The 19,597-nt window shown below is 41.7% G+C and carries 18 protein-coding genes; 17 read left to right on the top strand and 1 reads right to left on the bottom strand.

Translation table 11 applies throughout. The features are described 5' to 3' along the window. Window positions 1-20 precede the first annotated feature (20 nt). The 6 genes from AB1471_RS03500 (at window position 21) to pyrG (ending at window position 8,380) form a co-directional block, all read left to right on the top strand. Window positions 21-1,160, top strand: coding sequence for an acyl-CoA dehydrogenase (locus AB1471_RS03500; protein ID WP_367778213.1), 1,140 nt, complete (start codon window positions 21-23; stop codon window positions 1,158-1,160). A 341-nt stretch (window positions 1,161-1,501) separates the two neighbouring features. Then, window positions 1,502-2,152, top strand: a complete 651-nt coding sequence (locus tag AB1471_RS03495; RefSeq protein WP_367778212.1) for a TetR/AcrR family transcriptional regulator — start codon at window positions 1,502-1,504, stop codon at window positions 2,150-2,152. Then, window positions 2,152-5,415 carry a fused isobutyryl-CoA mutase/GTPase IcmF gene (gene icmF / locus AB1471_RS03490; protein WP_367778211.1) on the top strand — a complete coding sequence of 1,088 codons (3,264 nt, stop codon included), beginning with the start codon at window positions 2,152-2,154 and terminating at the stop codon, window positions 5,413-5,415. Before AB1471_RS03495 ends, icmF begins: the two co-directional genes overlap by 1 nt. A 105-nt stretch (window positions 5,416-5,520) precedes the next feature. Further along, on the top strand, window positions 5,521-5,688 hold the full coding sequence (locus AB1471_RS03485) for a hypothetical protein (protein WP_367778210.1): 168 nt from the start codon (window positions 5,521-5,523) through the stop codon (window positions 5,686-5,688). A gap of 190 nt (window positions 5,689-5,878) precedes the next feature. After that, window positions 5,879-6,394, top strand: a complete 516-nt coding sequence (gene rpoE, locus AB1471_RS03480) for a DNA-directed RNA polymerase subunit delta (RefSeq protein ID WP_367778209.1) — start codon at window positions 5,879-5,881, stop codon at window positions 6,392-6,394. A gap of 390 nt (window positions 6,395-6,784) precedes the next feature. After that, window positions 6,785-8,380 carry a CTP synthase gene (gene pyrG / locus AB1471_RS03475; protein WP_367778208.1) on the top strand — a complete coding sequence of 532 codons (1,596 nt, stop codon included), beginning with the start codon at window positions 6,785-6,787 and terminating at the stop codon, window positions 8,378-8,380. A 128-nt stretch (window positions 8,381-8,508) separates the two neighbouring features. Here the strand turns inward: pyrG and AB1471_RS03470 are convergent, their stop codons facing one another. Further along, on the bottom strand, window positions 8,509-9,027 hold the full coding sequence (locus tag AB1471_RS03470; RefSeq protein ID WP_367778207.1) for a DUF2529 family protein: 519 nt from the start codon (window positions 9,025-9,027) through the stop codon (window positions 8,509-8,511). A gap of 198 nt (window positions 9,028-9,225) precedes the next feature. On the opposite strand from AB1471_RS03470, the gene AB1471_RS03465 reads away from it, so the two are divergent. From AB1471_RS03465 to AB1471_RS03415, 11 genes are all read left to right on the top strand, one after another. Beyond that, on the top strand, window positions 9,226-9,591 hold the full coding sequence (locus AB1471_RS03465) for a response regulator (RefSeq protein WP_367778206.1): 366 nt from the start codon (window positions 9,226-9,228) through the stop codon (window positions 9,589-9,591). 178 nt (window positions 9,592-9,769) lie between these two features. Further along, window positions 9,770-10,627, top strand: a complete 858-nt coding sequence (locus tag AB1471_RS03460; RefSeq protein ID WP_367778205.1) for a class II fructose-bisphosphate aldolase — start codon at window positions 9,770-9,772, stop codon at window positions 10,625-10,627. Between the two features lie 221 nt (window positions 10,628-10,848). Next, a complete protein-coding gene (fsa, locus tag AB1471_RS03455) occupies window positions 10,849-11,490 on the top strand; it encodes a fructose-6-phosphate aldolase (RefSeq protein ID WP_367778204.1) in 642 nt (213 codons plus the stop codon). A gap of 160 nt (window positions 11,491-11,650) precedes the next feature. After that, window positions 11,651-12,937 (top strand): UDP-N-acetylglucosamine 1-carboxyvinyltransferase, encoded by a 1,287-nt coding sequence (murA, locus tag AB1471_RS03450; RefSeq protein ID WP_367778203.1) that lies wholly within the window; start codon window positions 11,651-11,653, stop codon window positions 12,935-12,937. Between the two features lie 77 nt (window positions 12,938-13,014). Beyond that, window positions 13,015-13,977 (top strand): class II fructose-bisphosphatase, encoded by a 963-nt coding sequence (glpX, locus tag AB1471_RS03445; protein WP_367778202.1) that lies wholly within the window; start codon window positions 13,015-13,017, stop codon window positions 13,975-13,977. Between the two features lie 306 nt (window positions 13,978-14,283). Further along, entirely contained in the window at window positions 14,284-15,570 is a 1,287-nt protein-coding gene (gene rho, locus AB1471_RS03440) for a transcription termination factor Rho (RefSeq protein WP_367778201.1), read from the top strand. Window positions 15,571-15,701: 131 nt separating this feature from the next. After that, the gene (rpmE, locus tag AB1471_RS03435) at window positions 15,702-15,920 is read left to right on the top strand and encodes a 50S ribosomal protein L31 (protein ID WP_367778200.1); all 219 of its coding nucleotides are present in this window, start codon (window positions 15,702-15,704) and stop codon (window positions 15,918-15,920) included. 294 nt (window positions 15,921-16,214) lie between these two features. Beyond that, window positions 16,215-16,832 carry a thymidine kinase gene (locus AB1471_RS03430; protein WP_367778199.1) on the top strand — a complete coding sequence of 206 codons (618 nt, stop codon included), beginning with the start codon at window positions 16,215-16,217 and terminating at the stop codon, window positions 16,830-16,832. A 111-nt stretch (window positions 16,833-16,943) separates the two neighbouring features. Next, entirely contained in the window at window positions 16,944-18,026 is a 1,083-nt protein-coding gene (gene prfA, locus AB1471_RS03425; RefSeq protein WP_367778198.1) for a peptide chain release factor 1, read from the top strand. Next, window positions 18,010-18,882, top strand: coding sequence for a peptide chain release factor N(5)-glutamine methyltransferase (gene prmC, locus AB1471_RS03420; protein ID WP_367778197.1), 873 nt, complete (start codon window positions 18,010-18,012; stop codon window positions 18,880-18,882). The genes prfA and prmC overlap by 17 nt, the downstream gene beginning before the upstream one ends. A gap of 54 nt (window positions 18,883-18,936) precedes the next feature. Continuing rightward, complete coding sequence (locus tag AB1471_RS03415; protein WP_367778196.1) at window positions 18,937-19,542, top strand: stage II sporulation protein R; 606 nt, start codon at window positions 18,937-18,939, stop codon at window positions 19,540-19,542. The last annotated feature ends 55 nt before the right edge of the window (window positions 19,543-19,597 follow it).

Genomic DNA, 19,597 nt, shown 5'->3' with positions numbered 1-19,597 from the left:
GATTGACAGGGGGAAATACAATGAATTTTAAACTAACTGAAGAGCATGAAATGATTCGAAAAATGGTACGCGATTTCGCGGAGAAAGACGTAGCGCCAACTGCTGCTGAGCGTGATGAAGAAGAACGTTTTGATCGCTCCATTTTTAATAAGATGGCTGATCTTGGTTTAACGGGAATTCCATGGCCAGAAGAGTACGGAGGGATTGGCAGTGACTATCTTGCGTATGTCATTGCGGTTGAAGAATTATCACGCGTGTGTGCGTCAACGGGCGTAACACTTTCTGCTCACCTTTCACTTGCAAGCTGGCCGATCTTTAAATTCGGAACAGAAGAACAGAAAAAGCATTACCTTCGTGCATTAGCACAAGGAGAAATGCTTGGCGCTTTTGGTTTATCTGAGGCGGGTGCAGGTTCTGATGTTTCTTCGATGAAAACCAAAGCTGTAAGAAAAGAGGACCACTACGTGCTTAATGGTTCAAAAGTTTGGATTACGAACGGCGGTGTTGCCGATCTTTACATCATTTTTGCCATCACTGAACCGGGACAAGGCACACGCGGCATGAGTGCATTTATCGTGGAACCAGGATGGGAAGGTTTCTCGGTTGGAAAGAAAGAGAAGAAGCTCGGCATTCGTTCATCTCCAACAACTGAACTTATTTTCGAAGATGTAAAAGTACCTGCTTCAAATCTCCTCGGAAAAGAAGGGGAAGGATTTAAAATTGCGATGATGACACTTGATGGAGGTCGTAACGGAATTGCCGCACAAGCTGTTGGGATCGCACAAGGTGCAATGGATGCAGCAATTGACTACGCAAAAGGACGGGAGCAGTTTGGTAAAACAATTTTAGCGAATCAAGGTGTGTCATTCAAAATTGCTGACATGGCAACTGGAATTGAAGCATCACGTCTATTAACGTACCAAGCAGCATGGCTTGAATCAGAAGGACTTTCATACGGAAAAGAGTCGGCAATGTCGAAATTATTTGCTGGTGATACAGCAATGAAAGTAACGGTTGAAGCGGTGCAAGTATTCGGTGGATACGGCTATACGAAAGATTATCCAGTTGAGCGCTTTATGCGCGATGCCAAAATCACTCAAATTTACGAAGGAACACAAGAAATCCAACGCCTAGTCATCGGACGAATGGTTAGTAAGTAAAAGCGGAAGCGGGCGTTTAGGCTCGACAGACGTAAGGGAGGCGCCGAGGAGGGCGTTCTTTACCACCGCAGTCGCATTCCTTACGATCCGAGAGCCTGCCCGATGTAGCTAGATAAAGTAAAAGCGGAAGCGGGCGTTTAGGCTCGACAGACGTAAGGGAGGCGCCGAGGAGGGCGTTCTTTACCACCGCAGTCGCATTCCTTACGATCCGAGAGCCTGCCCGCTGAAGCTGGATAAAGTAAAAGCGGAAGCGGGCGTTTAGCCCTGCTAAGCACAATCCACGATAGCGATGCGACGGTACGAATATTTCGATCACATAAAACGAAAGGTGGCTGATGCGATTGGATAAACGACGTGAAGTGCAGTCTTCAGTGAAAGATGAACGATTAGTTGAGATGCGTCGTAATCAAATGATTCGAGGAGCCGTTTCGCTATTTAAGCAAAAGGGATTTCACCGGACGACAACTCGGGAAATTGCTCGTGCGTCTGGCTTTAGTATCGGGACACTTTATGAATACATCAGAACAAAGGAAGATGTGCTGTACCTCGTCTGTGATCGCATTTACGATGAGGTTCGAGCGCAGCTTAATAGCATGGATTTAAACGGTGGGACGATTAGCGATCTGTCTATCGGCATCGCTCATTATTTTAAAGTAGTGGACGCGATGCAAGACGAAGTTCTAGTCATGTATCAAGAAACGAAATCACTGTCCAAAGATGCACTGCCTTACGTTTTAAAAAAAGAACTAGAGATGGTTCAAATGTTTGAAACGCTAATTAGGCAATGTGTTGAAAAAGGAGAGCTACATATAGAGGAGAAACAAATTCATTTGTTGGCTCAAAACATCTTTGTCCAGGGGCAGATGTGGGGATTTAGAAGATGGGCGCTTCATCACACGTACACTATCGAGCAGTACATTGAACGTCAAACTGAATTGTTGTTAATTGGCATTAAAGGCTACAAAGCAGCAGAGAAGAAGGGGGAATCATAATGTCTGTAAATGAAGCAACGATCTACAAGCCAACGAATTCAGTCAGATTTGTAACGGCTTCTAGTCTTTTTGACGGGCACGATGCGTCGATCAATATTATGCGTCGTATTTTACAATCGAGCGGAGCGGAAGTGATTCATTTAGGGCACAACCGGTCTGTTGAAGAAGTCGTAAACGCGGCGATTCAAGAGGATGTGCAAGGTATCGCGATTTCATCGTACCAAGGTGGTCACGTTGAATATTTTAAATACATGTATGATTTGCTAGAGGAACGAGGGGCTCCTCACATTCGTCTTTATGGCGGAGGTGGAGGGGTTATCATTCCTCGTGAAATAAAAGAGCTCCATGAATACGGTATCGCTCGGATTTTTTCACCCGAAGACGGCCGTCAACACGGTCTTCAAGGCATGATTAACCAAATGCTTGAAGAATGCGATTTTTCAACGGTTAATTCAGAAATGACAGACCAAATGAACGAGTTAAAAACAGGTAAAACTCCTGTTATATCAAAATTCATTTCGCTTGCTGAGTACCGAATGCAGGCAGGTGGAGGAGATCAAGATCAGTGGCAAGTGATTATGGATCAGGTGAAAAAAATTGAAGAATCTGCGCCAGTCGTTGGAATTACAGGTACAGGTGGAGCAGGGAAAAGTTCACTAACAGACGAACTCATCCGTCGCTTCATCAACGAGGTTCCTGACAAAAAAGTGGCGATCCTTTCGATTGACCCAACAAAGCAAAAAACAGGCGGCGCACTACTTGGTGACCGTATTCGAATGAACGCTATTTTCTCTGATCGTGTTTACATGAGGAGTTTGGCGACTCGTGGATCGAAAAGTGAGCTGTCACTTGCAATTAGAGACGCCATTTCTGTTGCGAAAGCGGCAGAATTTGACTTGATCATTATTGAAACGAGTGGAATTGGGCAAGGGGATGCAGAAATTGCGGAAATCGCTGATGTGTCAATGTATGTTATGACAAGTGAATTTGGTGCACCTTCTCAGCTCGAAAAAATCGACATGATTGATTATGCAGATCTCATCGTGATTAATAAATATGAACGTAAAGGTTCTGAAGATGCAAAGCGTCAAGTTCAAAAACAATACCAACGAAGCCACATGCTATTTGAAGAAGATCTCGACAATATGCCGGTTTTTGGCACAATCGCGTCTCAATTTAATGATGCTGGAACGAATGCACTTTTTGCAACACTCATTGGTGTCATTAACAAAAAGACCGAACTTGACTGGGCTACGGCTTTTTCAACAAAAGCAGACGTTGAAAAACAAAATGTCATTATTCCAAATGACCGGCGTTATTATTTGCGTGAAATCTCAGAAAGCGTTCGTCGTTATTTTTCAACTAGCGAACAACAATCTAAGCTGGCACGTCGATTCTTCCAATTAGAAGGTTCAATTGAAGCGCTAAAAGAGCAAGATAAAGAGGGGGGATCGCTTGAATCGTTGAAAGAAGAGGTATGGGAGAAGCTTTCACTTGAGTCGAAAAAAGTACTTGAAGGCTGGCAGGACCAAAAAATTCTTTATGCTCAAGAACAATTCACAACGAAAATTCGTGATAAAGAAATCGTAACGGAGCTGACAACGAAAAGCTTATCTGGTTTGTCGATTCCAAAAGTTGCGCTTCCTAAATACGAGGACTACGGTGAAATTTTAAAATGGGTATTCAAAGAAAATGTGCCAGGTTCATTCCCTTACACAGCAGGTGTTTTCCCGTTTAAGCGAAAGGGTGAAGATCCGAAGCGTCAATTTGCTGGTGAAGGAACCCCTGAACGTACGAATCGTCGTTTTCATTACCTTTCAAAAGATGACGATGCAAAACGCTTAAGCACAGCGTTTGACTCTGTAACTCTTTACGGCGAAGACCCTGACCATCGTCCTGATATTTATGGCAAGGTCGGCGAAAGTGGTGTTAGTATTTGTACACTTGAAGACATGAAAAAGCTTTATGCCGGGTTTGATCTTTGTGCGCCATCAACCTCAGTTTCGATGACGATCAATGGTCCAGCACCGATCATTTTAGCCATGTTCATGAATGCTGCAGTGGATCAACAAGTTAAGCGTAAAGAAGAAGAACTAGGTCGCGCATTGTCGATGGAAGAGTTTATGGACGTTCGTGCAGGGACACTTCAAGTTGTACGAGGAACAGTTCAAGCTGATATTTTAAAAGAAGATCAAGGACAAAACACGTGTGTTTTCTCAACAGAATTTGCCTTGCGTATGATGGGTGATATTCAACAATATTTCATTGATCAAAAAGTGCGTAACTACTATTCCGTGTCAATTTCTGGTTATCACATTGCAGAAGCGGGAGCAAATCCAATTTCTCAGCTTGCCTTTACTCTTGCAAATGGCTTTACGTATGTGGAGTATTATTTAAGCCGTGGAATGGATATTAATGCATTCGCACCAAACCTATCATTCTTCTTCTCAAATGGTCTCGATCCTGAATACACAGTGATTGGTCGTGTAGCTCGACGCATCTGGGCAATAGTGATGAGGGATAAGTATGGTGCAAACGAGCGTAGTCAAAAGCTAAAATATCATATTCAAACGTCAGGTCGATCACTGCATGCGCAAGAAATCGATTTTAATGATATTCGTACAACGCTCCAAGCATTAATGGCGCTGCAGGATAACTGTAACTCTCTTCACACGAATGCGTACGACGAAGCAATTACAACACCAACGGAAGAATCCGTGCGACGTGCAATGGCGATACAAATGATCATTACGAAAGAACACGGGCTAAGCAAAAACGAGAACCCGCTTCAAGGATCTTTTATCGTAGAAGAGTTAACAGATTTAGTTGAAGAAATGGTACTCCAAGAATTTGAGCGCATTAATGATCGTGGTGGAGTCCTTGGTGCTATGGAAACACAATATCAACGTGGCAAAATTCAAGAAGAATCCATGTTTTATGAAATGAAAAAGCATACAGGTGAACTGCCGATTATTGGCGTGAACACTTATCTAAATCCTAACCCTCCATCTGAAGAGCAAATGGACAGCATGGAACTTGCTCGTGCAACAAAAGAGGAGAAAGAAACGCAAATCAATAATTTACGAACTTTCCAAGTGAAAAACGATGCGGAAGTTGAAGAAGCGTTACAACGCCTTAAAGACACAGCAGTTTCAGGGGGGAACCTTTTCTCAGAGTTGATGGAGACGGTTCAAGTGGCAAGTCTTGGCCAAATCACACACGCTCTCTATGAAGTTGGCGGGCAATATCGTAGAAACATGTAAAGAGTATGTAAATTGCCTGACGCTAGGAATAATATTGCGTCAGGTTTTTCAGTTTCGGTTATAATAAAGATATACATAATTTTTATGCAGACAGGACGTGAGCCAATGGCTAAAACACTAGTCTTATATGCGACCATAATCTTGATGATTGTAATCACTATTATGCTCTATAATCGAATGTTAGGTGCGATCCCATTGTTGCTTTTATCCATTGTTCTCTATTATTGTGCCTTCCTCGAGTCGAAGCAAGCAGACAAGGATCGAAAACAGTAGAGGGATTAATTCACGGAATTGCGATAGTAGGTATGGCATAATCATTATGACTTTGGTTATAATGGATAATATGCTTTCGGAGAACAAAAAAGAAATTTCTTTTTATAATAGGAAGTATCATTTGAAAAGAGAGTATGGGGTGCCTCACTTAAGGTGAACGCCCCCTTTCTAACTAAAAGGAGTGCACGTAATGGAACTTAAGAATCTATCAAAAGAAGAACTTCGTGAATATTCATTTATCGAAATCACACATTACCTTCTCGTTGAACGCCACGAGGCGATGTCTTTTCATGATATGTTAAATGAATGGAAGAAGCTTCTTGGGTATAACGATAAAGAAATGAAAGCTCGCATGGTTCAATTTTACACAGACTTAAATGTAGATGGCAGATTCATCTCTTTAGGAGAAAACAAGTGGGGCTTGCGTACGTGGTATCCACTTGATCAAGTAGAGGATGAGCAAGTGACAAGCGAAATTCAAACAAAGAAAAAGAAAAAGACAAAATCAAAAGCCAAAAAGAAAAAAGCAGCTGATGAGGATCTTGACTTTGATAACTTAGACGACAAAGAAGACGACCTTGTGTACGATGAGTCAGAGGATGCTGACGACGAGGATGACTTCGATGAAGAGCTAGTGGACGAAGATGAGTATGACCTCGATGAAGATGAAGATGAAGATGCTGATGAAGACGAGGATGATAAATAGTTGATTTGCAAGTGCTTAAGTTTTAGTGTTACTCAATAAGTGCACTGTACTTGAGTTTTGCCGGGTCTGAACGAGCCGTTCGCTTACTTGTGTTGTGCGGCTTATACTTGTTGGATCTGAATAATCTGCTTGCATTTTTGTACTTGACTTCTCGTTTTTTGATGGTAGTATTTTATTTGGGCTCCTTGAAAAAGGATCAATCGCAGATATTCGCGCTCCCTTGCGTTTTTACACGTGGGTGGGGCGCTTTTTGTTTTTTTTATTAGCTAGATCTTACAAAATATCGATACGCTATAGTTCAAATAATTTGTTGAACACCCTCATAAAAAGGCAAGCTAAGTAAAGCCTAATTTAGAAATCAGATCGATAGCATCGAAAGGAGAAAGAAGCATGACAAAGTATATTTTCGTAACAGGTGGCGTAGTATCGTCCCTCGGAAAAGGAATTACAGCCGCATCACTTGGACGTCTATTGAAGAATAGAGGGTTGAATGTCACGATTCAAAAATTTGATCCATACATTAACGTGGATCCAGGAACGATGAGCCCATATCAGCATGGTGAAGTTTTCGTAACAGATGACGGTGCTGAAACGGATCTAGACCTTGGCCACTATGAGCGTTTTATCGATATCAACTTAAATAAATACAGTAACGTCACGACAGGAAAGGTTTACTCTACTGTTCTGAAAAAAGAACGTCGTGGTGACTACCTTGGCGGAACTGTACAAGTTATCCCACATATTACGAACGAACTAAAAGAACGCGTTTACCGTGCAGGTCGTGAAACAAGTGCAGATGTCGTTATTACGGAAATCGGTGGAACAGTTGGAGATATCGAATCGCTACCATTCTTAGAAGCCATTCGCCAAATTAAAAGTGACGTTGGACGTGACAACGTGATGTACATTCACTGTACACTCATTCCTTACCTAAAAGCAGCAGGCGAAATGAAAACAAAACCAACACAACATAGTGTAAAAGAATTACGTAGTCTAGGGATTCAACCAAATATCATCGTTGTGCGTACGGAAATGCCCATTTCTCAAGATATGAAAGACAAACTTGCGCTATTCTGTGACATTGATGAATCGTCAGTTATTGAAGCAGCAGATGCAGATACATTATATGCAGTTCCACTTGCACTTCAAGCACAAAAAATGGACAGCATCGTGTGCGAACATTTGAAACTTGATGTGGGCGAACCAGATATGACGGAATGGAACGCACTTGTTGATCGTGTTCGTGACCTTTCAGGAAAAACGAAAATCGCCCTTGTCGGTAAATATGTTGAACTTCAAGATGCATATATTTCTGTTGTTGAATCGTTAAAACACGCTGGGTACCAGTTTGACGTGGATGTTGAAGTGAAATGGTTAAATTCCGAATTACTTACTCGTGAAAACATCGAGCAAGAGCTGGGTGATGTTGACGGAATTCTTGTACCAGGAGGATTTGGTAACCGTGGAATCGAAGGGAAAATCGAAGCTATTCGCTATGCGCGTGAAACAAAAACACCATTCTTCGGAATTTGTCTCGGCATGCAGCTTGCTTCAATCGAGTTTGCACGTAATGTATTGGGTCTAGAGGGTGCTCACTCGGCTGAAATTATGCCAACAACATCGCATCCAATCATCGACCTTTTACCAGAACAAAAAGATATTGAGGACCTAGGTGGAACGCTTCGTCTTGGCCTTTACCCATGTAGATTAGACGCTGGCACAAAAGCGGTTGAAGCATACAATGCAGAAGTTGTATATGAACGTCACCGCCACCGTTTTGAATTTAACAATCAATACCGTGAACAAATGGAGAACGAAGGATTCCTATTTTCAGGAACAAGCCCTGACGGCCGCCTAGTTGAAATCATCGAACTAGCTGACCACCCATGGTTTGTCGCTTCCCAGTTCCATCCAGAATTCACATCACGCCCAACGCGCCCACAACCACTGTTTAGAGACTTTATCAAAGCAACATTGGCGAAATAATCGTATTGCACAAAAAACGACAAGCTGCGGCTTGTCGTTTTTGCTCTTTATAGTTGAAAAATAGCGGTCATCATCAATATGCTGTTCAAGAAATCCAAACAGAACTGTCGTTGAAGTAGTTTGCTCTCCTAATATTCTTCAACCATTTCCTCAAGCGTAAACTTCACGCCATGGTATAGATACAAAGCCGCAATCAATGATGGAAAACCAAATCTACCACCATCTTCATGCGGTAACATACCTTTTACAACCTGCGTGTTCAAGCAAACATTAGCCATCGACAAAAGATCGTGTTCACTATTTTTCACTACGCCGCAAATCGTAACAAACGGAATATCTTTTTCAACAAGTTTTGCACCGAGCTTCAGCGCTTCTTCATCCGTTGAGCGTCTCGTTACAAGCAACACACGGTCAGTCCCGCTTAACTCGTCAATGTCAACGAACTCACGCATGCCTTGTAGAGGTTCTTCGCCAGTCAAGGCTTCACTCACCACGCCATTCATTTCACGATATCCCTTTATGAAAATCGTACCTTCTCCAACTGCTGCTTGTGCGAGTAGGCGAGCTGCGTCTTCTATTTCCATTTCTTCTTTTCCGTGAATTCTTAAAAATAATCCAGAAAGCTGGGTTGTAAACATTTTTAACATTTTTCTTCATCCCTTTCAGTGTTTTTCAAGGTGTAAAGTTCTATTTGTTGAATGGTGTGAAACAATTCTTATTCCCTAATTGAGAACATAAGCAGGAAATGTTCAATATCTGTAGAATGTACCATAGCATAAGAAGAATTTGAAAATATATCGACAGGTATAGGCATAAAGACTTATTATGTTAATGAGGTGAAAAAAGTGGGAGAGAAAATTTTAATCGTAGATGACCAATTCGGTATTAGGATATTATTGAACGAGGTACTGAATAAAGAGGGGTATGTAACATTCCAAGCAGCTAATGGCCATGAGGCACTCGCTTTTCTTAAAGAAGATCCTGACCTCGTATTATTAGACATGAAGATTCCAGGGATGGACGGCATTGAAATTCTGAAGCGGATGAAGAAGCAACGTCCTGCTATTCGTGTTGTAATAATGACCGCTTATGGCGAATTAGATATGATTCAAGAGGCAAAAGATTTGGGTGCGCTTACACAAGTGACGAAGCCTTTTGACATTGAGGATATCCGACAAGTTGTACGAAAATATTTGCAGTACGTTAGTTGAATAGTATAAATAGCTTGAATTATATTTCTTTTAATGGGTAAGGTGCAAACATAGTCAAATGGTGTTTCATTTGATATGATATTAGGGAAAAATATTTGTTGAGTCCATTGAATAGGGGGATCCTATTCAATGATCACAGCCGGTATAAAACCATTCAATTACAAGGAGGATTATAATTATGCCTTTAGTATCAATGACAGACATGTTAAATATAGCAAAAGAAAAAGGGTATGCAGTAGGACAGTTTAACTTGAACAACCTTGAGTTCACTCAAGCTATTCTTCAAGCGGCTGAGGAAGAAAAATCACCAGTTATTCTTGGAGTATCCGAGGGTGCTGCACGTTATATGAGTGGATTTAAAACGGTTGTTAAAATGGTTGAAGGTCTTTTAGAGGACTTGAATATCACAGTGCCAGTTGCCATTCATTTAGATCACGGTTCAAGTTTTGAAAAATGTAAAGAAGCGATTGATGCAGGTTTCACATCTGTTATGATCGATGCTTCTCACGGTCCTTTTGAAGAAAACGTTGCAGTTACAGCTAAAGTAGTTGATTACGCTCATTCTAAAGGTGTTTCAGTTGAGGCTGAGCTAGGTGTTGTAGGCGGACAAGAAGATGACGTGATCGCTGATGGCGTTATTTACGCTGACCCTAAAGAATGTCAAGAGCTTGTTGAACGTACAGGCATTGATACACTTGCACCAGCACTAGGTTCTGTTCACGGTCCTTACAAAGGCGAACCAAACCTTGGTTTTAAGGAAATGGAAGAAATCGGTTTGGCAGCTAGTGTTCCAATCGTACTTCACGGCGGAACAGGAATCCCAACTAAGGATATCCAAAAAGCCATTTCTTACGGTACGGCAAAAATCAACGTAAATACAGAAAACCAACTTGCTTCAGCTAAAGTTGTTCGCGAAGTTTTAGCTACTGATGCTGAAGTGTATGATCCACGTAAATACCTAGGGCCTGCACGTGAAGCAATCAAAACGACAGTCGCTGGTAAAATGCGTGAATTTGGTTCTTCAAATCAAGCGTAAGAACTAAGTCTCGGTTTCCTGTTTAAAGGAAAAGAGTCATATCATAAAAGAGGCTGACTCACGAACAAGAGCCGACGCCAAAGGATGATGTTCTTCAGATGAAGCATACATGCTCAATCTGAGAATCCATCCTAGGAGTTGGCTGGTTTAGAGTCAGCCTTTAGTTTATCTTTAAAAATCTGTATTTTTAATTTTTTTAACACGAATAAGGAGATGGCGAGATGAAATTTTTTATTGATACAGCTAACATGGATGAAATTAAAGAAGCGCATAGCTGGGGAATTGTTGCCGGGGTAACGACAAATCCGTCTTTAGTAGCAAAGGAAAACATTTCATTTCATGATCGTTTAAAAGAAATTACGTCACTTGTTGATGGATCGGTAAGTGCAGAAGTGATTTCAACTGAGGCAGAAGGTATGATCAAAGAAGGACTAGAACTGGCTAAGATTGCACCAAACATCACTATCAAAGTCCCAATGACCCCTGATGGACTGCGTGCAACTGCTGCTTTTGCGAAACAAGGGATCAAAACAAACGTAACACTGATCTTTAGTGCGAACCAAGCGTTGCTTGCAGCAAGAGCAGGAGCAGCATACGTATCACCTTTCCTAGGTAGACTCGATGACATCGGCCATGACGGCATGGATTTAATCAACACAATTTCAGATATTTTTACAATTCACGAAATTGACACGGAAATTATTGCGGCATCCATACGTCATCCTCAACACGTCACTTCAGCAGCATTAAACGGAGCACACATTGCTACCTGCCCAATTAAAGTGTTAAAACAATTGTTCCACCACCCATTAACAGATGCGGGGATTGAAGCATTCTTAAACGATTGGAATAAACAGAAATAATTTTTATCTATTCTCATAATTTCTTTCACATGAATGGAAAGAAGTGTGTACACACTAACATAAAAGTCATCGATGAACCAGTGTGATTAAGAGCGAAAAAGAGTCACAACAAAAAGGGTTCTACAACGCTTCTTAATGGAATGGCGGAAGGAGCTTCAACATGGATAAACTTAAAATAGAAGGTGGACACCCTTTACACGGCAATATTAAAGTAAGTGGAGCCAAAAATAGCGCCGTAGCACTCATTCCTGCAACAATATTAGCCGATTCTCCAACAGTCATTGAGGGCTTACCTGAAATTTCAGACGTCCTCACACTTAAAGAACTGCTAGAAGAGATTGGCGGTAAAGTAGCGATTCATGAAGGTGAAATGCACGTTAATCCTGAGGGGATGGTCGCTATGCCAATTCCCAATGGACGTGTGAAAAAGCTTCGCGCATCTTACTACATGATGGGCGCCATGCTTGGACGTTTTAAAAAAGCAGTGATCGGTTTACCAGGTGGCTGTCATCTTGGACCTCGACCGATCGATCAGCATATTAAAGGGTTTGAAGCGTTGGGTGCAAAAGTAACAAACGAACAGGGGGCAATCTATTTACGGGCAGATGAGTTAAAAGGAGCACGCATTTATTTAGATGTGGTTAGTGTTGGTGCAACCATCAACATTATGCTTGCCGCTGTACGTGCAAAAGGTCAAACAATAATTGAAAATGCCGCAAAAGAACCTGAAATCATTGATGTTGCTACCCTTTTAGTCAATATGGGGGCAAAAATCAAAGGAGCAGGAACGAATGTCATCCGAATTGATGGCGTGGAGGAGCTTCATGGAACAAGACATACGATTATTCCCGATCGAATAGAGGCAGGTACATACATGATTCTCGGTGCAGCCGCTGGTGGTGGTGTGACAGTTGAAAATGTAATCCCGCTTCACATGGAATCGTTAATTGCAAAGCTCCGCGAAATGGGCGTGCCAATTGAAGTAGACGACGAAGACATCCATATTGGCAAGACAGACAAACTTCGTGCAGTCGATATTAAAACGCTCGTATACCCGGGCTTCCCGACAGACTTGCAGCAACCAATGACGACGCTATTAACGAAAGCGGAAGGAACGGCTACGATAACAGATACAATTTATTCTGCCCGATTTAAGCACACAGACGAACTCAGAAGAATGAACGCGAATATCAAAACAGAAGGTCGTTCAGCCTTTGTTTATGGACCGACGAACCTTCAAGGGGATCGAGTAAAAGCCTCTGATTTACGTGCGGGTGCAGCGCTTGTTATCGCGGGCATTATGGCAGAGGGAATCACGGAAGTCACTGGACTCGAGCACATCGATCGTGGGTATAGTGATCTAATTGATAAATTAACGGGGTTAGGCGCAGTTGTTTGGCGTGAAAAAATGACAGAAGAAGAGCTCGAACAAGTTAAAAATTCTTGAAAACAAAATAGTATGTCACATTTTGGTGCGAATGTGTTATACTGATCCCGAGATAACATAAAAAGGGGATGGGACACATGGAACGTAGTTTATCGATGGAACTCGTGCGTGTAACAGAAGCAGCAGCTCTTTCATCTGCAAGATGGATGGGGAGAGGACTTAAAATGGAGGCGGATGATGCAGCCACTACTGCGATGAGAGATGTGTTTGATACCATTCCAATGAAAGGTACAGTTGTCATCGGTGAAGGGGAAATGGACGAAGCCCCAATGCTTTATATTGGTGAAAAGCTTGGTACTGGATATGGACCACGCCTTGACGTTGCTGTTGATCCACTCGAAGGAACAAACATTGTCGCTTCAGGTGGTTGGAATGCGCTTGCTGTTTTAGCTGTCGCTGACCATGGTAACTTATTAAACGCACCAGATATGTATATGGAGAAAATTGCTGTTGGACCAGAGTCCGTCGGTAAAATTGATATTAACGCTTCCGTATTGGACAACCTCAAGGCTGTTGCGAAAGCGAAAAATAAAGACATCGAAGACGTTGTGGCGACAATTTTAAATCGCCCCCGCCACGCAAAGATTATAGAAGAGCTTAGAAATGCCGGAGCTAGAATCAAACTCATTGACGATGGGGATGTTGCTGGTGCCATCAATACAGCATTTGACACAACGGGAGTGGACATTTTATTTGGCTCAGGTGGCGCACCTGAAGGCGTTATCGCAGCAGTCGGATTGAAATGCCTTGGCGGTGAAATCCAAGGGAAACTACTTCCTCAAAATGATGAAGAAGTAATTCGTTGTGAAGCGATGAACATCGACACCAACAAAATTCTTCTAATGGAAGATTTAGTGCGTGGTGACGATGCGATCTTTGCTGCAACAGGCGTAACAGATGGTGAGCTTTTAAAAGGGGTTCAATTTAAAGCAACCTACGGCGAAACGCACTCACTAGTTATGCGAGCAAAATCAGGCACGATACGCTTCGTAGAAGGCAACCATAGCTTGAATAAAAAACCGAACTTAGTAATGAAATGAAAGCGGAAGCGGCTCGTACAGCCCTAGCAAATGGACGTATAAGTTCCTCCGAATTCATTTCAAGCGTAAACACACGTGAAGTTTCGAGAACATAATTAATTTGGACTCGAAGCTTCATTTTTTTTAGCATTGCGTGTCTCACTGAAAAAAGGTAAAATGATGGTGATAAAAAGATTTCTTCACGCTCCAATCAACGGTTAAAAGCAATCAACCTCTTTTCTTCTAGTAATATGCCCTTACCCATTTCAACAACCAACCAACAACGTATGGCTAGAGAACTGAAAATTTAAAAAGTGTGGTGTCCTTATGGAATTGACAATGTCGTCGCTGGATAATATGAAATTAAAAGAATTATACGAGCTGGCGAAAGAATATCGTATATCGTACTATAGCAAACTGACAAAAAAAGAACTTATTTTTGCTATTATAAAATCTCGTGCCGAGCAAGAAGGCTTTTTCTTTATGGAAGGTGTTCTTGAAATCATCCAATCTGAAGGTTTTGGATTCTTGCGTCCAATCAATTACTCGCCAAGCTCAGAGGATATCTATATATCAGCATCACAAATTCGCCGTTTTGATTTACGAAATGGGGATAAGGTGTCTGGAAAAGTACGTCCTCCTAAAGAAAATGAACGTTACTTCGGACTTCTTCATGTGCAAGCAGTCAATGGTGAGGATCCTGAAACGTCAAAAGAGCGTGTGCATTTTCCTGCTCTAACTCCGCTGTACCCAGATCGTCATATAAAGCTTGAAACAGAGTCGAAATTGCTATCAACGCGCATTATGGATCTTGTTTCTCCGGTTGGTTTTGGGCAACGTGGACTTATTGTTGCTCCACCAAAAGCTGGTAAAACGGTGCTGTTAAAAGAAATCGCGAACTCGGTTACAACAAATCATCCTGAAGCAGAACTGATCGTATTGCTAATCGATGAGCGCCCTGAGGAAGTAACTGATATCGAACGTTCGGTACAAGCTGACGTAGTTAGTTCAACATTTGATGAAGTACCTGAAAACCATATTAAAGTAGCTGAGCTAGTACTAGAGCGTGCAATGCGTTTAGTTGAACATAAGCGTGATGTTATTATTTTAATGGATAGCATTACGCGTCTTGCACGTGCTTACAACTTGGTTATTCCGCCAAGTGGACGTACACTTTCAGGGGGGATTGACCCTGCTGCGTTCCACCGTCCAAAACGATTTTTCGGTGCTGCTCGTAACATCGAAGAAGGTGGTAGCTTAACCATCTTAGCAACGGCTCTTGTGGAGACAGGGTCTCGCATGGATGAAGTTATTTATGAAGAATTTAAAGGAACAGGAAACATGGAACTTCACTTAGATCGTAACTTAGCTGAACGTCGTATTTTCCCTGCGATTGACATTCGCCGAAGCGGTACGCGGAAAGAAGAGCTAATTGTTCCATCAACCCACCTAGACAAGCTGTGGACGATCCGTCGAGCATTGTCAGATTCACAAGACTTTGGTGAGCGATTCCTTCGCAAACTTCGTCAATCCAAAACGAACGGTGAATTTTTCGAGAACCTAACAGATGAAATGAAAACCCATCAATCAAACAGTTCTTCACGTAACAAATAAATGAGTGGTTGATTATCGAAAAAGACGCTGTTATAATATTAGCAGTGTGCTTGATCGACACTTAGTTACATGGTATTCTTATAATTACTTACTCTGTTCCAGATGGTTCAGGGCGGAAGGAGATGAAAGAGATGAGAGCAGGAATTCATCCAAATTTCAAAATTGCTAAGGTTTCTTGTACTTGCGGTAATGAATTTGAAACTGGTTCTGTGAAAGAAGATATTCGTGTTGAGGTTTGTTCTGAATGTCACCCATTCTATACAGGTCGTCAGAAATTCGCAGCAGCGGATGGACGTGTAGATCGTTTCAACAAAAAATACGGTCTTAAAGAAACAGTTAAGTCAGAATAAATTTCAAACAGGCAAGAGCTTGTCTTGCCTGTTTTTTTACGGCTAAAATAGGGAAAAAAAGGGGGATATTGACGAATTGGGTCTAATTATCCCCTGTTCTATTTTTACTAACCACGTAAAATAAAACCATTAACAAAGGCAAACATAATACGTCGAATGACTCCTCTTACATAACAAATAAAAAGGAGATCATTCTTTTATTTTTCATATAGATCGTTGATGTGTAGTGCTTTTTCGCTAAAAAGTGTTTACCTCGCAATTGAAAAAGCAAAAGCGGAAGGAGCTGAGTGTCTGGTGTATGTGATGAAGCAATCAGGCTGGGTTGAGGTTATTTGCGGAAGTATGTTTTCTGGGAAGTCAGAGGAATTGATCAGACGTGTACGTAGAGCGCAATTTGCACGACAACGAATTTTGGTGTTTAAGCCGAAGGTAGATGATCGTTATAGTGAAGAGGCGATCGTTTCACATAATGGTGCATCTGTTATCGCAGCTCCGGCTGATGGGTCTTCTGAAATTTGGGAACAAGTAACGCCTGATACAGATTTAATTGCAATTGATGAAGTGCAATTTTTTGATCACGGCATAATTGATGTCGTAACAAAATTAGCTGATCATGGGTATCGAGTAGTTGTTGCAGGTCTTGACCAAGATTTTAAAGGTGAACCATTTGGACCGGTACCTCATTTAATGGCATTAGCTGAGCAAGTGACCAAGTTTCAAGCAGTTTGTGCAGTTTGTGGATCGCCTGCAAGCAGAACGCAACGTTTAATTGAAGGGCGCCCAGCAGGCTATGATGATCCAATCATTTTAGTTGGTGCTTCGGAGGCCTACGAACCACGTTGCAGACACCATCATGAAGTTCCAAAAGGCGTAACGGTTGCGAATGATTCTTCTATTCAACCGTCTTCATAATAAAATGAACACCTCATTTAAAGGCGAAAGCTGGTAATAGAGGTGTTTTTATTTTGTAAACATTGTCTACAAACAGCTATTCCTATATACTATCTAAAGAGGTGAGCAATCATGTTTGATCGATTACAGGCGGTAGAAGACCGTTATGATAAATTAAATGAAATGCTTAGTGATCCAGCAATTATTAGTGATACGCATAAACTGCGTGATTACTCAAAAGAACAGTCTGATATGACAGAAACGGTTGAAACGTATCGTCAGTATAAGGAAGTGTACCAACAGCATAAAGATGCAAAAGAGATGCTGGATGAAAAGCTTGATGCTGACATGCGCGAAATGGTGAAAGAAGAAGTGAATGAACTAGCGAAAGAAATTGAAATGCTAGAAGAAAAGCTTCACGTGTTGCTAATTCCAAAAGATCCAAACGATGATAAAAACGTAATTATGGAAATTAGGGGTGCTGCTGGCGGTGATGAAGCGGCTTTATTTGCCGGCGACCTTTATCGTATGTATAGCCGTTATGCAGAAGTACAAGGCTGGAAGATTGAAGTCATTGAAGCAAGCACAACAGATGTTGGTGGCTATAAAGAAATTATCTTTATGGTCAATGGAAACGGTGCCTACTCTCACATGAAATTTGAAAATGGGGCACATCGCGTTCAACGTGTACCTGAAACTGAATCTGGCGGACGAATTCATACATCAACAGCAACGGTTGCGTGTTTGCCTGAAACAGAAGAAGTTGAGATCGACATTCATGAAAAAGACATTCGCGTTGATACATTTGCGTCAAGTGGACCAGGTGGACAGTCGGTAAATACAACAATGTCTGCCGTTCGTTTAACGCACGTACCAACAGGCATTGTCGCATCGATTCAAGATGAAAAATCACAAATCAAAAACAAAGAAAAAGCGATGAAATTATTGCGCGCTCGTGTGTATGATAAATTCCAACAAGAAGCTCAAGCGGAATATGACGCAGTACGTAAGTCAGCTGTAGGCTCAGGTGACCGTTCTGAACGAATTCGTACGTACAATTTCCCGCAAAACCGTGTAACCGATCACCGAATTGGCTTAACGATTCAAAAACTGGATCAAATTTTACAAGGCAAGCTTGATGAAGTGGTTGAAGCGCTGATCATGGAAGAGCAATCTAGTAAAATGGAGTCAATGAACAATGGCGAAAATGTATAAAATTTATGAGGCCCTTAATTGGGCTTCTTCTTATTTAGAGGACCGTGAACGCGAGCCTTATGCAGCCGAAATTTTATTGCAGTACGTCTTAAATGTAGATCGAACAAAAATGTTTATGAACTTTCGAGAAGATATGACAAACGAAGATTTTGACCAATATGAGCAAGTCATACAAAAGCATGCTCAGGGTATTCCAGTTCAGCACATAATGGGTGTTGAATCATTTTTCGGACGAACATTTAGGGTAAATAAAGATGTACTAATTCCCCGTCCAGAAACAGAAGAACTTATTTTCTATGCACTTGAGCGCTGTGAAAAACTATTTGAGAAAGAAGCTCCGTTATCGTTTGTGGATATTGGGACGGGCAGTGGAGCGATAGCAGTGACTGTTAAACTTGAACGTCCGACCTGGAGCGTTAAAGCAGTCGACTTATCACAGGCTGCACTCGCTGTTGCAAGAACTAACGCAGAAACTCTGCAAGCTGAGGTTAAATTTTTGGAAGGTGACCTGTTCACACCTCTTGATCAAAATGAACAGATTGATGTGGTATTGTCGAACCCACCGTACATTCCACATTCTGATCAATCATCAATGTCTGATGTTGTGGTGAATCACGAGCCTCACGAAGCGCTGTTTGCGGATGAAGAGGGGCTCAAGCTATATCGTCAAATGAGTGAACAACTTCCAGGGCGAATGAATCGTCCGGGCTTAATTGGCTTCGAAGTCGGGGCTGGTCAAGGGAAACCCGTATCACAACTTTTACAAAACGTATTTCCACAGGACGAGGTTGAAGTTGTGTATGACATTAACGGGAAAGATCGAATGGTATTTTGTCGATTAACGCCTCATGTTTAAAAGTTAAATCATTCGTCCACACTGTCGTAGTAACTGAAGTGTGGAGGAACGATTATGCGAAAAAAAATGCTAGTAGCTGCAATTCTATCAAGCTCTTTACTTTTTCCAACTAACCAATTAGAAGCAAACGAGCAGCAAGATATCCGTTTTCGTGTGCTTGCGCATAGCGACAACGAACAGGACCAAGCTGTAAAAGAAAAAATCTACGAACAGCTACAAGAAGAGTTGTTCAAAACGTTTGCTGTGGATAACGTGTGGGAAAGAGAGTCAGTGATTGAAAAAATTGAAGAACAGATAAGTGAATGGGAACAACTTGTGCAGAACGCATTAATCAACGAGGGTTTCACTTATGGTGCCACGGTTCGATTTGAGAAGCATCTTTTTCCAACTAAAATAACGAAGGATGGTACGTTTCCATCTGGTGTGTTTGATACCATTGTCGTTAGACTTGGTGAGGCTGAAGGAAAGAACTGGTGGTGTTCCATTTTTCCAGATCTTTGTGGACAAGTGTTAATAAGCGACTCTAAAAAGAAAGAAAAGGATAGCGAAGAAACGTGCGAAACAGACTTATCCCCAGAAAAAGATCTTTCAGACGACACGGTGAAAGTAGATTCTGCTATCGTAAGTTGGATTCAAAAAGGGTGGAAATGGATTTTTTAACTAAATCTCCTCAATGGACCGAATAAAACGATAAATACTTATTTATGCACAAACT

It is taken from the genome of Jeotgalibacillus marinus, assembly GCF_040801915.1.
Taxonomy (GTDB): domain Bacteria; phylum Bacillota; class Bacilli; order Bacillales; family Jeotgalibacillaceae; genus Jeotgalibacillus; species Jeotgalibacillus marinus.
This window is presented reverse-complemented; position numbering and strand designations above follow the sequence as displayed.

What these genes read in the sequence shown, in the direction of transcription:
- AB1471_RS03460 (WP_367778205.1), top strand. Translation starts at nt 9,770, where the DNA reads ATGCCTTTAGTATCAATGACAGACATGTTAAATATAGCAAAAGAAAAA.
- prfA (WP_367778198.1), top strand. Translation starts at nt 16,944, where the DNA reads ATGTTTGATCGATTACAGGCGGTAGAAGACCGTTATGATAAATTAAAT.
- AB1471_RS03415 (WP_367778196.1), top strand. Translation starts at nt 18,937, where the DNA reads ATGCGAAAAAAAATGCTAGTAGCTGCAATTCTATCAAGCTCTTTACTT.
- pyrG (WP_367778208.1), top strand. Translation starts at nt 6,785, where the DNA reads ATGACAAAGTATATTTTCGTAACAGGTGGCGTAGTATCGTCCCTCGGA.
- AB1471_RS03485 (WP_367778210.1), top strand. Translation starts at nt 5,521, where the DNA reads ATGGCTAAAACACTAGTCTTATATGCGACCATAATCTTGATGATTGTA.
- rpmE (WP_367778200.1), top strand. Translation starts at nt 15,702, where the DNA reads ATGAGAGCAGGAATTCATCCAAATTTCAAAATTGCTAAGGTTTCTTGT.
- AB1471_RS03500 (WP_367778213.1), top strand. Translation starts at nt 21, where the DNA reads ATGAATTTTAAACTAACTGAAGAGCATGAAATGATTCGAAAAATGGTA.
- glpX (WP_367778202.1), top strand. Translation starts at nt 13,015, where the DNA reads ATGGAACGTAGTTTATCGATGGAACTCGTGCGTGTAACAGAAGCAGCA.
- AB1471_RS03470 (WP_367778207.1), bottom strand. Translation starts at nt 9,027, where the DNA reads ATGTTAAAAATGTTTACAACCCAGCTTTCTGGATTATTTTTAAGAATT.
- murA (WP_367778203.1), top strand. Translation starts at nt 11,651, where the DNA reads ATGGATAAACTTAAAATAGAAGGTGGACACCCTTTACACGGCAATATT.
- rpoE (WP_367778209.1), top strand. Translation starts at nt 5,879, where the DNA reads ATGGAACTTAAGAATCTATCAAAAGAAGAACTTCGTGAATATTCATTT.
- prmC (WP_367778197.1), top strand. Translation starts at nt 18,010, where the DNA reads ATGGCGAAAATGTATAAAATTTATGAGGCCCTTAATTGGGCTTCTTCT.
- rho (WP_367778201.1), top strand. Translation starts at nt 14,284, where the DNA reads ATGGAATTGACAATGTCGTCGCTGGATAATATGAAATTAAAAGAATTA.
- icmF (WP_367778211.1), top strand. Translation starts at nt 2,152, where the DNA reads ATGTCTGTAAATGAAGCAACGATCTACAAGCCAACGAATTCAGTCAGA.
- fsa (WP_367778204.1), top strand. Translation starts at nt 10,849, where the DNA reads ATGAAATTTTTTATTGATACAGCTAACATGGATGAAATTAAAGAAGCG.